We start from the raw sequence: 14,598 nt of genomic DNA, 5'->3' as shown, positions 1-14,598 counted from the left end.
TGCGGTCCGCCACCTGCCCGAAGCCACCCCGCAAGGGACAAGAACCCCCAAGGGAGCAGCACCTGTGAGCAGCGCCGACACCAATCCACCCGCCTCGACCCCCGCGCGGAACGCACCCGGATCGAGTGACCCCGCACCGCTTGAGAACACCTTCGGCCTGGAGGCCCTGGGCGGTGGCCCGGGCGAGAGCGCCGACGCCGTCGAGGCCACCTCCGCCCTGCGCGCCGACATCCGCAGGCTCGGTGACCTGCTCGGCGAGACGCTGGTACGCCAGGAAGGCGCGGAACTCCTCGACCTGGTCGAACGCGTCCGCGCCCTGACCCGCAGCGACGGGGAGGCGGCTGCGGCACTGCTGGGCAAGACCGACATCGAGACGGCGACCAAGCTGGTCCGCGCCTTCTCCACCTACTTCCACCTGGCCAACGTCACCGAGCAGGTGCACCGCGGCCGCCAGCTCCGCGCCCGCCGCGCCGACGACGGCGGCATGCTGGCCCGTACCGCCGACATGCTCAAGGACGCCGACCCGGCGCACCTGGCCAACACCGCCCGCAACCTGTCGGTGCGCCCCGTCTTCACCGCGCACCCCACCGAGGCGGCCCGCCGTTCGGTGCTCACCAAGCTGCGCCGGATCGCGGAACTGCTGGAGGAGTCCGACGGGGTGCTCGGCGGCGCCGAACGGCGCCGTGCCGACCTGCGGCTCGCCGAGAACGTCGACCTGATCTGGCAGACCGACGAGCTGCGCGTCGCCCGCCCCGAGCCGGCCGACGAGGCCCGCAACGCCATCTACTACCTCGACGAGCTGCACCGCGGCGCCGTCGGCGACGTCCTGGAGGACCTGGCCGCCGAACTGGAGCGCGCCGGGGCGCCACTGCCCGCCGGCACCCGCCCGCTCACGTTCGGCACCTGGATCGGCGGCGACCGCGACGGCAACCCCAACGTGACCCCCGAGGTCACCTGGGACGTGCTGATCCTCCAGCACGAGCACGGCATCACCGACGCGCTGACCCACGTGGACGAGCTGCGCGGCGCCCTGTCCAACTCCATCCGCAACTGCGGCGCCACCCGGCCCCTGCTGGACTCGCTGGAGGCCGACCTGGCCCGGCTGCCGGAGATCAGCCCCCGCTACAAGCGGCTCAACGCCGAGGAGCCCTACCGGCTCAAGGCCACCTGCATCCGGCAGAAGCTCCTCAACACCCGCACCCGGCTGGCCGAGAAGCTCCCCCACACCTTCGGCTGGGACTACCTGGGCACCGGCGAACTCCTCGACGACCTGGCCCTGCTCCAGGACTCGCTGCGCGAGCACCGCGGCGGTCTGGTCGCCGACGGCCGCTTGGAGCGCGCCCTGCGCACCCTGGCCGCCTTCGGCCTCCAGCTCGCCACCATGGACGTCCGCGAGCACGCCGAGGCCCACCACCACGCGCTCGGCCAGCTCTTCGACCGGCTCGGCGAGGAGTCGTGGCGCTACGCCGACATGCCGCGCGACTACCGCCGGCGCCTGCTGGCCAAGGAGCTGCGCTCCCGCCGCCCGCTCTCCCCGAGCCCGGCGCCCCTGGACGCCGCCGGGGCCAAGACGCTCGGCGTCTTCGAGACCGTCCGCAAGGCGCTGGAGACCTTCGGGCCCGAGGTCGTCGAGTCCTACATCCTGTCCATGTGCCAGGGCGCCGACGACGTGTTCGCCGCCGCCGTCCTCGCCCGTGAGGCCGGACTGATCGACCTGCACGGCGGCTGGGCCAAGATCGGCATCGTCCCGCTGCTGGAGACCACCGACGAGCTCAAGATCGCCGACGAGCTGCTCGACGCGATGCTCTCCGACCCCTCCTACCGCAAGCTGGTCTCGCTCCGCGGCGACCTCCAGGAGGTCATGCTCGGCTACAGCGACTCCTCCAAGTTCGGCGGCATCACCACCAGTCAGTGGGAGATCCACCGCGCCCAGCGGCGGCTGCGCGACGTCGCCCACCGGCACGGGGTGCGGCTGCGCCTCTTCCACGGCCGCGGCGGCACCGTCGGCCGCGGCGGCGGCCCCACCCACGACGCGATCCTCGCCCAGCCCTGGGGCACCCTGGAGGGCGAGATCAAGGTCACCGAGCAGGGCGAGGTCATCTCCGACAAGTACCTGGTGCCCTCCCTGGCCAGGGAGAACCTGGAACTCACCGTCTCGGCAACCCTCCAGGCCTCCGCCCTCCACACCGCGCCCCGCCAGTCCGACGAGGCGCTCGCCCGCTGGGACGCGGCCATGGACACCGTCTCCGACGCCGCCCACCTCGCCTACCGCAAGCTGGTCGAGGACCCGGACCTGCCGGCGTACTTCTTCGCCTCCACCCCCGTGGACCAGCTCGCCGACCTCCACCTGGGCTCCCGCCCCTCCCGCCGTCCCGACACCGGCGCCGGGCTGGACGGTCTGCGGGCCATCCCGTGGGTGTTCGGCTGGACGCAGTCGCGGCAGATCGTCCCCGGCTGGTTCGGCGTCGGTACGGGCCTGAAGGCGGCCCGCGAGGCCGGGCTCGACAGCGTGCTGGAAGAGGCGCACACCTACTGGCACTTCTTCCGCAACTTCCTCTCCAACGTCGAGATGACGCTGGCCAAGACCGACCTGCGGATCGCCCGCCACTACGTGGAGACCCTCGTCCCCCAGGAACTGCGGCACGTCTTCGCCACCATCGAGGCCGAACACGCCCTCACCGTGCAGGAAGTGCTGCGTATAACGGGTGAGAGCGAGCTGCTGGAGTCCAACCCGGTCCTCCAGCAGACACTCAAGATCCGCGACGCCTACCTCGACCCGATCTCCTACCTCCAGGTCTCCCTGCTGGACCGCCAGCGGCAGGCCAAGGAGGCAGACCAGGAGCCGGACGAGAACCTGGGCCGCGCCCTGCTGCTGACCGTCAACGGCGTGGCGGCGGGCCTGCGCAACACCGGCTGAGCACCGCGCGGCAGGCCGACCGGGCCTGGGCGCTGCTCCTTCTTCGTGCGGGTGACCCCTGTTGCGGGTGAGCTCAGAAGGTGAGCAGGGCCCAGGCCCCGCCCATGATCAACACCCCGCACACGCCGGTGGCCAGCGCCGTCTTCCGCATCCGCAGCCCGCCCGCGATCACCAGCGACGCCAGCAGCAGCGAGCCCCCCAGCGGCACCCACGCGTACAGGATCCCGGCCGGGCCCGTCCGTACGACGTGATCCGTGTGCGGCTTCACCGCCACCTCCAGCGTCTCCCCGCGGCCCCCGGACACGAACTCCGAGACGGTCACCTTCTGCGGCGCCCCCGCCCCCTGCGGCCGGAACGTCCCGCCGCACCGCTCGTCCCCGCACGCGGTGACGGTCACCGTGCCGCGCTCGTCCCCCGCCATGGCCACCGAGGCGGTGTCCCAGGACGTCCACACCCCCGCCACCACCAGCACCAGCACGACCAGCGCCAGCACCAGGGCCCGCGCCAGCAGCAACACCCCGAACGCACTCTCACCGAGCCGCCGCACACGGCTCCGCTTGACCTTGGTACGAGCGGCTTGTGAAGACATGGCGGAGATACTTGGCCACTTGACCGTTACCGGTCAACCTCACCCGACCGTCTTGTGCCTGCTTGCGCCACTATCGGAATTCCGCGTTCCGCTCGAAGGGCCCCGGGCGGAACCGGTCGCCCGTCGCCAAGGGCGCAAGTCACCGGTTGACGGGGTACCTGATCCGGCGCGTCTCATGGGCGGAGGGTCGCAGCCCGCACGGGACGCCGCGGCGCGTGATGCCCGACGGGAACTCGGCGGACCAGGTGGCCGTCACCGTCAGGGAGATCCAGGCCGTCACCCGCGACTGAGGACGCGGACAGGGCGGCCGGGCGTCAGCCGTTGTACGTGGTCTGGGCCCGCTCCAGGCCCTCCAGGATCAGGGCCTCGCAGGCGTCCGCCGTGCGGTCGACGAAGTAGTCGAGGTCTTTGCGTTCCGCGGAGGAGAAGTCCTTCAGCACGTAGTCGGCGACCTGCATACGGCCCGGGGGGCGGCCCACGCCGAAGCGGACGCGGAAGTAGTCGCGGCCCAGGAGCTTGGTGAGCGACTTGAGACCGTTGTGGCCGTTGTCGCCACCGCCGCACTTGAGGCGCAGCGCACCGTAGTCGAGATCGAGCTCGTCATGGACGACGACCAGGCGGCCGACGGGAACCCCGTAGAAGTCCAACAGCGCCTTCACCGGGCCGCCCGAGACGTTCATGTACGACAACGGCTTGGCCAGGATCACCCGGGTGCTGCTGACACCCGGAACGCCGATCCGGCCCTCCAGCACCTGGGCGCGGACACCCCTGGCCGACTTGAAGGTGCCACCCGTCCGGTGCGCCAGGAGGTCGGCGACCATGAAGCCGACGTTGTGCCGGTTGCCGGCGTACCCGGGGCCCGGATTGCCGAGGCCCGCGACGAGCCAGGGATCGGTGGTGGCCGGCATGCAGGTGGTCCTTCGGTCGGAGCGGAGGAAGAGGGGGAAAGGGGGAGGAGGGCCTGACGCAAACCCCTGGGTGCCGGGCAGGCCGCAACAGGCCCGCCCGGCACCCGGAAGAAGAAGCAGACGCGCCTCTTACTCGGAGGCCTCCGAGGCACCCTCCGTGCCCTCCGCGCCTTCCTCGCCCTCGGCCGTCGGCTCCTCGGCCTGCGCACCCAGGACCTGGATGACGGTCTCCTCACCGTCGATGGCCAAAGTGGTGTTGCCCGGCAGCTTGATGTCCTTGGCCAGAACGGAGTCACCGACATCCAGCCCGTCGACGGAAACGGTGACCGTCTCCGGGATGTGCGTGGCCTCGGCCTCCACCGGCAGCGTGTTGTACACGTGCTCCAGCAGGTTCTGGCCCGGCGCCAGCTCGCCCTCGATGTGGATCGGCACGTCCACCTGCACCTTCTCGCCCCGCTTGACGACCAGCAGGTCGACGTGGACGAGGAACTGCCGGATGGCCTCACGCTGGACGGCCTTCGGGATGACGAGCTGCTTCTTGCCGTCGAGGTCCAGGTTGATCAGGACGTTCGGCGTCTTGAGCGCCATCATCATGTCGTAGCTCGGCAGTGCGATGTGCACCGGCTCCGAACCGTGACCGTAGATCACCGCGGGGATCTTCTCCTCGCGGCGCAGACGCCGCGCGGCGCCCTTGCCGAACTCCTCGCGGACAGAGGCGGTGAGATTCACATCAGCCATGCTGCGCTCCTCGTAGGCAACGTAAAACGGACATTCATGTGCCACTCGGTCCCGACGGACCTGCTACGAAGAGCGCGCGTCGATAACGGAGCCCGTGAACCGTCCACGAAACGGACCGGCCTCCCTCGCCGAGCGACTCGCAGAGTCTACGCGGCAAGAGAGGCCGGCCAAAAATCGATCAGTCACCCGAGGACGTCGGCGGTGAACCGCTACGCCTGCTCGTCGAAGAGGCTGGTCACCGAGCCGTCCTCGAACACCTCACGCACCGCGCGGGCGATCGTCGGCGCCATCGACAGCACCGTGATCTTGTCGAGCTCCAGCTCACCCGGCGTCGGCAGCGTGTTCGTGAAGACGAACTCGCTCACCTTCGAGTTCTTCAGCCGGTCGGCGGCCGGGCCTGACAGCACACCGTGCGTCGCCGTCACGATGACGTCCTCCGCACCGTTGGCGAACAGCGCATCCGCCGCCGCACAGATCGTGCCACCCGTATCGATCATGTCGTCGACCAGGACGCAGACCCGGCCCTCCACATCACCGACCACCTCGTGGACGGTCACCTGATTCGCCACATCCGGGTCCCGGCGCTTGTGCACGATCGCCAGCGGCGCACCCAGCCGGTCCGCCCAGCGGTCGGCGACCCGCACCCGGCCCGCGTCCGGTGAGACCACCGTCAGCTTCGAGCGGTCCGTCTTCGCCCCCACGTAGTCCGCCAGCAACGGCAGCGCGAACAGGTGGTCGACCGGGCCGTCGAAGAAGCCCTGGATCTGATCCGTGTGCAGGTCCACCGTCAGGATGCGGTCCGCACCTGCCGTACGGAACAGATCCGCCATCAGCCGCGCCGAGATCGGCTCACGGCCACGGTGCTTCTTGTCCTGCCGCGCATAGCCGTAGAACGGCACGATCACCGTGATGCTCCGCGCGGAAGCCCGCTTCAGCGCGTCGATCATGATGAGCTGCTCGACGATCCACTTGTTGATCGGAGCCGTGTGGCTCTGCATCAAGAAGCAGTCGGCACCGCGCGCGGACTCCTGGAAGCGAACGTAGATCTCACCGTTCGCGAAGTCGAAAGCCTTGGTCGGGACCACGCCGATGCCGAGGTGCTTGGCGACTTCCTCGGCGAGTTCGGGGTGGGCGCGGCCGGAGAAGAGCATCAGTTTCTTCTCGCCGGTCGTCTTGATCCCGGTCACTGCTGTTGTCTCCCTGTGTGGTGCGCCGCGCGGCGGCTCAGTGGGGGGCTGGCGGCGTCGGTTTGGCGGGGGCGGCGGCGTCGGTTTTCGGCCGCATGGCCAGTCAGGCTCCCCATAACCGTACGCCCCACGTCATACAACCGGATACCCGGTCTTAACCGTCCTCCGCCGGAACCTGCCCCGCCGAAGCCTGCGCCGAACGGGCCGATCCGGACGATCCCTGACCCCGCGACGCACCCGCCGCCGGCCCGGCGGCAGAACCCTCCGCAGCCGCACCCGCCCCGTCCGCGGCCTGCGCCGCCTCGGCGGCCAGCGCGGCTGCACTACCAGGGCGCTTACGGGCCACCCAGCCCTCGATGTTGCGCTGCTGCCCCCGCGCCACCGCCAGCGAACCCGGCGGCACATCCTTGGTGATCACCGAACCCGCCGCACTGTAGGCACCGTCCCCCACCGTGACAGGAGCCACATACATGTTGTCCGCCCCCATCCGGCAGTGCGAGCCGACCGTCGTCCTGTGCTTGTTCTCACCGTCGTAATTGACGAACACGCTCGCCGCACCGATGTTGCTCTGCTCACCGATCTCCGCATCCCCCACATACGACAGATGCGGCACCTTCGTGCCCTCCCCCAGCACCGCGTTCTTCATCTCCACATAACTGCCGGCCTTCACCTTCCGGCCCAGCCGGGTACCCGGACGCAGATACGTGTACGGGCCGACCGAGGCGGCCTCGCCGATCTCCGCACCCTCCGAAACCGTGTTGCTCACCGTCGCCCCCGCACCCACCCGGGTACCGGACAACCGCGCATTCGGACCCACCTCGCACCCCGCGCCCAGATGCGTCGCACCCAGCAACTGCGTACCCGGCAGCACCGTCGCATCCGGCTCGTACGTCACCCCCACGTCCAACCACGTCGTCGCCGGATCCACCACCGTCACCCCCGCCAGCATGGCCTCCTCCACCAGCTTGCCGTTCAGCATCCGGCGGGCCTCGGCCAACTGCACCCGGTTGTTGATCCCCGCGATCTCCCGGTGGTCCCCCGCCACACAAGCCCCCACCCGGTGACCCTCCGCACGCAGGATCCCGAGCACATCCGTCAGATACTCCTCACCCTGACTGTTGTCCGTACGGACCTTCCCCAGCGCCTCCGCCAGCAGACGCCCGTCGAACGCGAACACCCCCGAATTGATCTCGCCGATCCCGCGCTGCTGCTCCGTCGCGTCCTTGTGCTCCACGATCGCGGTGACCGCACCGTCGGCCGCATCCCGCACGATCCGCCCGTACCCCGTCGCATCCGGCACCTGCGCCGTCAGCACCGTGACCGCGTTGCCGTCCGAGGTGTGCGTCTCGGCGAGCTGCCGGAGCGTGTCACCCGACAGCAGCGGAGTGTCGCCGCACGTCACGATGACCGTGCCCGCAAGGTCCTCCTCTGCCAGCTCCGCCAGTGCCATCCGCACGGCATGACCCGTGCCGTTCTGCTCGTACTGCACAGCGGTCCGGACCTGGGCGTCCAGCTGCGCCAGATGCGCCGTCACCTGCTCGCGGGCGTGCCCCACGACCACGACCAGGTCCCGCGGCTCCAACGCCTGCGCGGCGCTCACCACATGGCCGACCAGGGAGCGGCCGCAGATCTCGTGCAGAACCTTCGGTGTCGCCGACTTCATGCGGGTGCCCTCACCCGCTGCGAGAACGACGACGGCTGCCGGGCGAATGACGCTCACGGGGGTGCCCTTCGGCTTCGGGGGTGGGTGCTGCCCCGCAGGATACCGGGGGGTCGGCCGAAGGGAGGGATGGCCGCCGTCCGCCCCGGGAGAGGAGTCGAACGCGGACTGCGTGCGCCGTGAGCTCCCCCGCCAGGACTCGAACCTGGAATAACTCATCCAAAGTGAGCAGTGTTGCCCATTACACCACGGGGGATAGCATACCGGTCTAATTCGGACACCCTGGCTTGGGTGCCGAGTCGACCCCCCACACTATGCCGTACCACCAGCCCTCGATGCGACGGTACAGGTCGGCACCTTGCCGGACGCGGACGACGAGGCAGCCCCGGTAGGTGTCACCGACATTCTTCCGGACGGTCTTGGGGTTGTGCTTCTTCAGTGCCGTCTTGTCGAACGACTCCGGGCCTGCCTCGACGAGTTCGGCCCAATAGCGCTCCGCGCCGGAGACGTCCGCGGACTCGTGGATCATCAGCTTGAAGCGCAGTCGTTCCTTCTCGACACCCAGCAGGCGGAGCCAGGCCAGGTAGAGCCGGATCATGTCGGCGTCGCTGTTCACGAATACGACGCTCTCTGCCCGGCGGTACGGCTTGCTCTTGTTTCCCTCCGCCCAGTACAGCCCCACCCCGATGAGGAACAGCTCTCGGTCCGACAGGGTGCCGATCTCCGCCGCGGCGGCAGTCTTGGTGCGTCGGCGCCCTTCCTCCCGCAGGGCGAGCGTGCGCTCCCAGCCGCGACGGGCGATGGCGGAGGCCTCCTCCGGGGTGCGTCGCGGTGGACGGGGCAGATCCCGCACCCACAGCGAGACCGAGCTGCGCGAGACTCCCAGCTCCAGTTCGATCCGGTCGTACGTCCAGCCTCGGCGGCGCAGCTCGCGGGCGCGTGCGCGCAGGTCGTCCTTGGCGTTGGGGCGGCGCGTCCAGGGGGGTGGGGGTTCGCCCTGGACGAGGCGGTTGAGGAGGTCGTTGTTGGAGACCTTGAGGCGGTCCCGGATCCGGCGCCGGCTGAGCCCCTCGCGGCGGAGGGCGACGGCTTGTTCGCGGAGGTGTTCGTAGGCGTCGTGCGGAGGTGTCATGTGGGTGAGTCTTGAGGGTGCTCCGGCCTGTAGGCGACGAAAGCGCGTTCCCTTCATTCGTTCGAGTGCATTACTTTTTGTTCGATTGCGAAATGGTCCGGTTGCGGACGGTCGTCCGGAACGGAAGCTTCCGGGGTTCGACCGGAAAACGGGTGGTGGGCGGGTCGTAGGGTGGTCGGTATGACCGAGACGGGGGAGAACCGTGCCCGGGGCGGGCCGTGGTGGTGGGAACGGCCACGAAGTGCGGTCCTCGACATCGCCCTGGCGGCGGGCTCCGCGGTGGAGTGCGCGATCCAGGGGCAGAGCTTCGCGCACGAGACGGGCATCCCGGGTCCCGCGGCGGTCCTGCTGGGGGTCGTCGCCGGGGCGACGCTGGTGCTGCGCCGGCGCTGGCCGATAGCCGTCGTCCTGGTCGCCATCGCTGTCATACCTGCCGACATGGGGACCTTTCTCAGTGTCGTCGGCCTCTACACGCTCGCCGCGACGGAGGTGCCGCGGCGGATCACCGGTCTGCTGGCCTCGATGACCGCGCTGGGCGTGCTGGCGATGACCACCTTCCGGCTGGAGCAGAACATCGGTCAGGATCCGGATTTCAATCCCTCGTCCTGGTTCGTGCCGGTGGCCGCCGTCCTGATGTCGATCGGTGCGTCGGCTCCGCCGGTGCTGCTGGGCCTCTACGTGGGGGCGCGGCGGCGGTTGGTGGAGTCGCTGCGGGAGCGCGCGGACGGCCTGGAGCGCGAGTTGTCGCTGCTGGCCGACCGGGCGGAGGAGCGCGCGGAGTGGGCGCGCAACGAGGAGCGCACGCGGATCGCCCGCGACATGCACGACGTGGTGGCGCACCGGGTGAGTCTGATGGTGGTGCACGCGGCCGCGTTGCAGGCGGTGGCGGTCAAGAATCCGGAGAAGGCGGCCAGGAACGCGGCGCTGGTGGGCGACATGGGGCGGCAGGCTCTCGACGAGCTGCGCACGATGCTGGGCGTGCTGCGCTCCGGTGACCCGGAGAAGGGTGGGAAGAGCGGGACGGGTGGGCAGGCCGGGCGGACCGGGCAGGCCGAGGGGGCCGGAGCCGCAGCGGGGGTGGCCGACGAGCCGGTCGAGGCCGGTGCGGTCGACGGGGACGGCTTGGTCGACGGGAACGGCGTGGTCGACGGGGCCGGTCGGGTTCCCATGGTCGCCGCCTCCCGCACGAGTGGAGGCCCCTCCGGGGGGCCGTTCGACGGTGCGGCCTCCAGCGGGGTGAGCGGTGAGGCGCCCGATGGCGGAGGGGCCGACGGCGCGCCGGCGGGGGCAGGTGTGCCCGGCGAGGGCGTGCCCGCGGGTGCCACGGAGGCTCCCTCGCGGCCTGGGGGATCCGTGTCGGCGGCGGCAGAGCGTCTGGCCGCAGCGCGTGTGGACGGGAAGCGTGCGGACCGGGAGAGGACGGCCGCGCCGGACGGGGCGCCGGCCGTGGCGCGGGAGGGTGCCGGTGGCGGCGGCGGGACCGGCGGCCGGGAGGAGGCCGGGGCTGCGGCCCCCTCGCTCGCGCACCTGGACACGTTGGTGGGGCAGTCGCGCGCCGCCGGTATGGCGGTCGAACTGAGTGTCGAGGGGAGCCTGGGCGACGCGTGCCCGCACGCGGTGGAGCAGACGGCCTACCGGGTGGTGCAGGAGGCGCTGACCAACGTCCACAAGCACGCCGCGGGCGCGGCCACCCGGGTTCGGGTGGCGCACCGGGAGGCGGAGGTGGCGTTGCAGGTGGAGAACGAGCCCGCGGTGGACGGCGCGGCCGACGCGGGGTTGCCCAGCGGCGGCAACGGGCTGGTGGGCATGCGGGAGCGCGTCATGGCGTTGGGCGGCGGTTTCGTGTCGGGGCCGACGGACGCGGGCGGTTTCCGGGTGTCGGCGATCATTCCGTACGTGCGGTCGTGAATCCGGCGGGGGAGTGCCCGTTGCCGGTGGTGGCGTCGAGGGTGAGCTTCTCGACGCCGAGCGGAACTGTCCGGTCCTCTTCCCCGGGGGTGCTGTGCTCCTCTTCTGCGGGGGCGGTGTGTTCCTGTTCGTCCTGCGCTGGGGGCGGGGTGCCGGTGCTCGCCCGTCCCGTGGGCGGGGACGGATCCGCGGCGGCGGCCGGTGGTGGGGTGCCGGCGCTGAGTTTGGCGGGGACGAGGCCCATCAGCAGTGCGGAGAGGGCGGAGTCGAAGTCCGCGCCCAGGTACCAGTCGCCGGTGGCGTCGAGGCTGTAGACGCGGTGTTGGGCGTCGATGGCGAGCAGGGCTCCCGTTCCGGCGGCCCCGTCGTATGCGCCGTACTGCCCGTACTCCCCGTAAGCGCCGTACTCGCCATGGTCCCGGTGTCCCCCGTACTCCCCGCATTCGCTCTCGGCGCCGATCGGGCACACCTGGGTGCCCAGGGCGCGTCCGAGGTCGTTGAAGGTGCGGGCCGCGTGCAGCCCCGCGAGGGGGTCGATGTGGATGTGGGCGGGTGCGATGTGACGCCCGGGTCCGGTGGGGGCGATGTGCAGGGTGCCGAATTCGGCCCACACCTCGACCGCGGCGGGGAGGACCGCGTGCCGGTGGCCGCCGGGGGAGACGTGCCCGCGCAGGGTGTCGGCCCACTGTTCGGCCTGTCGGATGTCCCAGCGTCCGGGTTTCCACCCGGCGTTGCGCAGGGGGTCGTCGACGGCGACGGGGAAGCGCGTGGTCACCGGTCGTGCTCCTGTGCCGGGTCGACGGCCCGTACGCCGAAGTGGGCCAGCAGGGGCGCGCAGGAGCGGCAGGGCGGTACGTAGGTGCCGTGCAGCGGGTCGCCGTCCTCGCGGATGCGGCGTGCGGTGAGTTTGGCGTGTTTGAGGGCGCGCTTGGCCTCGCTGAGGGTGAGCGGTTTGGGGGGTTTGGCGGCGCGCGGGGACCTGGTGGCCTTGGCGGGGGTCTGTGCCTTGCCGTTGCGGGCGGGTTTGCGGGCGCCGCGTTTGGCGGCGCGGGCGGCCTCGGTGGACGTCAGGTAGCGCGACAGGAGGACCGCTTCGGGGCAGCGGCCGGTGGTGCGGGAGCGGCGTTCGGTGGTGAGGGTGTCGAGGAAGTCCTGCACAAGCGGGTGGTGGGTGGGCGGGCGTTCGCCTTTGCTGCCGGTGCAGGTGAGGGTCTCGCCGCGGATGGAGAGGGCGGCGGCCACCGCGGGCAGGATGCCGTCGCGGCGCTGACGGAGTACGGGTGCGGTGGCGGTGAGGGAGTCGGCGGCGTTGGTCCAGCCGATGCGGGGGTCGCCCGCCGGGTGCTCGGTGCTGCCGGACGCCGGCATGCCGGGGGCGGCTTGCATGCCGGGCTGTGCCTGCATGCGGGGCGCTGCCTGGTCGCCGGGCAGCGCCTGCGGTGTGTGCGCCTGTTGTGCGGTGTGCAATGGAGCTTCCTCCCCGAGTGTCCCCTTAAGTGCAGGGGGCTCGCCCAAGTATGCCGTGTGGCCGTCGAGTCGATCAGTCCCCCGTGCGCGTCATGCCCTTGTGACCCTTCGGGGCGGCAGCGGATGATGGCCGCCGTTCCGGAGGGCGGGGGGTAAGGAATCCGGACGACCGGAGGACGGGGAAGGGAAGAGGAGGGCCGATGACAGGCATGAAGGGGCGCGGCCGGGGACGTCGTCCGGTGCGCCGTACGCTCGCGGCCGTCGTCGCGGTACCCGCGCTGCTGCTGCCGCTCGCGGCCTGCGGCGGTGGTGACGGCGGGGACGGCGGCGGAAAGGGCGCGAGCAGCGAGGACGGCAAACAGGGCCAGGACAAGGGGTCCGGGAAGAACGGTGACGGCGGGGACGACGGCAAGGGGGGCTCCGGGGCGTCGGCGAAGCCGTTGTCCGAGAAGGAGTTGCGCTCCGCTCTGGTCACCGGCAAGGAGGTGGCGGGGTACCAGGTGCATCCGACCAAGGACGCGCTGGAGGGGGACGACAAGAACACTCCGCGGACGAGTGCGCAGTGCAGGCCGCTGGTGGACATCTTCAGTGCGGACTCGCGGCAGAAGCGTTCGGACTGGGCGGCGGAGGGTCTCCTCAAGGGCAAGAAGGGCCAGTTCAACACCCAGAGCACGGTGCACCAGGTGCTCCTCGCGGCCTACGAGGGGGACGATGCGACCACGTTCGTCAAGGACGTGAAGAGCGCGGCGGGCTCGTGCAAGCAGATCGTCGGGCCCGAGGACGGCAAGGGCGGAAAGAGCGAAAAGGTGACCGTCGAGTCGCGGCCGTCGCCCGGACGCGGGGACGATTCCGTCCAGTTCGCCCTGAAGAACTCCGAAGGGCGGAAGGCCGGAGTCGTGGTGACTGTCGTCCGGTCCGGTGCCAACACCATGAGCTTCATGTCCAGCTCGCTGTCGGGCAAGCAGGTCGAGGAGCCGAAGCCGGTCGTGGACAAGCAGGTGGCCAAGCTGGAGGCGGCCGCGCGGGGGTGAGCCCGAGGGGCGGTGTCTGCCTGTTGCCGTACCGCATAGGCTGTTCGGTACCAGCCGAAAGCAGCAGGGGGCCAACGCCATGACGACAGGTCGGCTCGGACAAGCCGCCGCGCCACCGAACCGGGCGTACGCCGGGCAGGTCGTGAACTTCCCGGATCCCGTCCGGGCGGCCCGTCACCCGCAGGGCGTGCGGGTCGATGCGGGCGGTTTTCCGGACTTCTCCGCCTATGCCCGTGCGGCGGCCGAGATCGCCGAGCCCCCGGACGGCTTCGGCGGCGACGAGCTGCGGCTGACGGACTACGTGTCGGCCAACGCGGCGCTGCACGCGGAGCGGCACGAGCTGTGGGCGGACCTGCCTGCGGTGGCGACGCCGCACGGCTGGACGTGGCACCACGTGGCGCACAGCCGGCGTATGGAGCTGATCCCGGTCGAGGTCAAGGCGCTGCTGCGGCACCACAGCGGGCTGGCGACGGCGGCGGTCGACCACGGCAAGACCGGTACGCGCCCGCTCCAGGAGACCCGTCCCGCGCACTTCGCCGTGGTGCACGGGCCCGAACCGTCGGTGAGCGAGCGGCAGGTCACGGACGTGGAGGAGCGGCTCGGCTACCGGCTGCCCGGCGCCTACCGCACATTCCTCAAGGCGGCCGGCGGCTGCGCGCCGGAGGGCGTCGCGCTCGACGCCGAGTTGGGCCTGCTGGTGGACCAGCCGTTCTTCACGGTGCGCGACGACGCGGCCGTCAACGACCTCGTCTACATCAACAAGTGCCTGCGTGACCACCTCACCAAGGACTACCTCGGTGTCGGCTTCGTCCAGGGCGGGCTGATCGCCCTCAAGGTGAAGGGCGAGGCGCCGGGCTCGGTGTGGTTCTGCGCCTACGACGACGCCCGGGACGCCGACGGCCTCTCGGTGCAGGAGCGGGTCGAGACGCTGCTGCGGCCGTGCGGCGCCGACTTCGACGCGTTCCTGCTCCGGCTGGCGGGTAACCCGCCGGAACTGGAAACGGTGGCCAATCTGATGGTGGACGGCGGCTTCGCCCGCGCCGTCCCGGTGGAGGGGTGAG

Annotated in this window: 11 protein-coding genes, 1 tRNA gene and 1 pseudogene; 4 read left to right on the top strand and 9 right to left on the bottom strand. The window is 71.0% G+C overall.

What is annotated here, in order from left to right; all coding sequences use genetic code 11:
• Window positions 1-166: 166 nt before the first annotated feature.
• Window positions 167-2,917, top strand: coding sequence for a phosphoenolpyruvate carboxylase (ppc, locus tag H297_RS0128310; RefSeq protein WP_037795678.1), 2,751 nt, complete (start codon window positions 167-169; stop codon window positions 2,915-2,917).
• A 73-nt stretch (window positions 2,918-2,990) separates the two neighbouring features.
• On the opposite strand, the gene H297_RS0128305 is transcribed toward ppc, so the two are convergent.
• The 7 genes from H297_RS0128305 to H297_RS0128270 form a co-directional block, all read right to left on the bottom strand.
• Window positions 2,991-3,506 (bottom strand): hypothetical protein, encoded by a 516-nt coding sequence (locus tag H297_RS0128305; protein ID WP_027739796.1) that lies wholly within the window; start codon window positions 3,504-3,506, stop codon window positions 2,991-2,993.
• A 314-nt stretch (window positions 3,507-3,820) separates the two neighbouring features.
• Window positions 3,821-4,414, bottom strand: coding sequence for an aminoacyl-tRNA hydrolase (pth, locus tag H297_RS0128295; protein ID WP_027739795.1), 594 nt, complete (start codon window positions 4,412-4,414; stop codon window positions 3,821-3,823).
• Window positions 4,415-4,543: 129 nt separating this feature from the next.
• Window positions 4,544-5,152, bottom strand: coding sequence for a 50S ribosomal protein L25/general stress protein Ctc (locus tag H297_RS0128290; RefSeq protein WP_027739794.1), 609 nt, complete (start codon window positions 5,150-5,152; stop codon window positions 4,544-4,546).
• A 209-nt stretch (window positions 5,153-5,361) separates the two neighbouring features.
• Window positions 5,362-6,339, bottom strand: a complete 978-nt coding sequence (locus H297_RS0128285; RefSeq protein ID WP_027739793.1) for a ribose-phosphate diphosphokinase — start codon at window positions 6,337-6,339, stop codon at window positions 5,362-5,364.
• Window positions 6,340-6,493: 154 nt separating this feature from the next.
• On the bottom strand, window positions 6,494-8,059 hold the full coding sequence (glmU, locus tag H297_RS38870; RefSeq protein ID WP_078514731.1) for a bifunctional UDP-N-acetylglucosamine diphosphorylase/glucosamine-1-phosphate N-acetyltransferase GlmU: 1,566 nt from the start codon (window positions 8,057-8,059) through the stop codon (window positions 6,494-6,496).
• A 124-nt stretch (window positions 8,060-8,183) separates the two neighbouring features.
• Window positions 8,184-8,255: transfer RNA gene (locus H297_RS0128275), tRNA-Gln, on the bottom strand.
• A 12-nt stretch (window positions 8,256-8,267) separates the two neighbouring features.
• The gene (locus tag H297_RS0128270; RefSeq protein ID WP_027739792.1) at window positions 8,268-9,131 is read right to left on the bottom strand and encodes a hypothetical protein; all 864 of its coding nucleotides are present in this window, start codon (window positions 9,129-9,131) and stop codon (window positions 8,268-8,270) included.
• A 180-nt stretch (window positions 9,132-9,311) separates the two neighbouring features.
• Here H297_RS0128270 and H297_RS0128265 point away from each other — a divergent pair, with 180 nt between their 5' ends.
• Window positions 9,312-11,039, top strand: a complete 1,728-nt coding sequence (locus H297_RS0128265) for a histidine kinase (RefSeq protein WP_027739791.1) — start codon at window positions 9,312-9,314, stop codon at window positions 11,037-11,039.
• A 214-nt stretch (window positions 11,040-11,253) separates the two neighbouring features.
• Here H297_RS0128265 and H297_RS42180 read toward each other — a convergent pair.
• Both H297_RS42180 and H297_RS0128255 read right to left on the bottom strand, forming a co-directional pair.
• Window positions 11,254-11,814 (bottom strand): annotated as a pseudogene (locus tag H297_RS42180) (SUKH-3 domain-containing protein); the annotation flags it as partial.
• Complete coding sequence (locus H297_RS0128255; protein WP_037795676.1) at window positions 11,811-12,407, bottom strand: YwqJ-related putative deaminase; 597 nt, start codon at window positions 12,405-12,407, stop codon at window positions 11,811-11,813. The pseudogene H297_RS42180 and the gene H297_RS0128255, both read right to left, overlap by 4 nt.
• Window positions 12,408-12,706: 299 nt before the next feature.
• Between H297_RS0128255 and H297_RS0128250 the strand changes: the two genes are divergently transcribed.
• A complete protein-coding gene (locus tag H297_RS0128250; protein WP_027739789.1) occupies window positions 12,707-13,537 on the top strand; it encodes a hypothetical protein in 831 nt (276 codons plus the stop codon).
• A gap of 79 nt (window positions 13,538-13,616) precedes the next feature.
• Window positions 13,617-14,597 carry an SMI1/KNR4 family protein gene (locus H297_RS0128245; protein WP_027739788.1) on the top strand — a complete coding sequence of 327 codons (981 nt, stop codon included), beginning with the start codon at window positions 13,617-13,619 and terminating at the stop codon, window positions 14,595-14,597.
• Window position 14,598 lies beyond the last annotated feature (1 nt).

The organism is Streptomyces sp. CNT360 (assembly GCF_000424785.1).
Note: the sequence above shows the minus strand (reverse complement) of the source record. Positions and strands in the feature narration are given on the sequence as shown.

Coding starts and splice junctions, on each gene's coding strand:
- pth (WP_027739795.1), bottom strand. CDS start 4,414: ATGCCGGCCACCACCGATCCCTGGCTCGTCGCGGGCCTCGGCAATCCG.
- H297_RS0128290 (WP_027739794.1), bottom strand. CDS start 5,152: ATGGCTGATGTGAATCTCACCGCCTCTGTCCGCGAGGAGTTCGGCAAG.
- H297_RS0128255 (WP_037795676.1), bottom strand. CDS start 12,407: ATGCCGGCGTCCGGCAGCACCGAGCACCCGGCGGGCGACCCCCGCATC.
- H297_RS0128265 (WP_027739791.1), top strand. CDS start 9,312: ATGACCGAGACGGGGGAGAACCGTGCCCGGGGCGGGCCGTGGTGGTGG.
- H297_RS0128270 (WP_027739792.1), bottom strand. CDS start 9,131: ATGACACCTCCGCACGACGCCTACGAACACCTCCGCGAACAAGCCGTC.
- H297_RS0128250 (WP_027739789.1), top strand. CDS start 12,707: ATGACAGGCATGAAGGGGCGCGGCCGGGGACGTCGTCCGGTGCGCCGT.
- H297_RS0128305 (WP_027739796.1), bottom strand. CDS start 3,506: ATGTCTTCACAAGCCGCTCGTACCAAGGTCAAGCGGAGCCGTGTGCGG.
- H297_RS0128245 (WP_027739788.1), top strand. CDS start 13,617: ATGACGACAGGTCGGCTCGGACAAGCCGCCGCGCCACCGAACCGGGCG.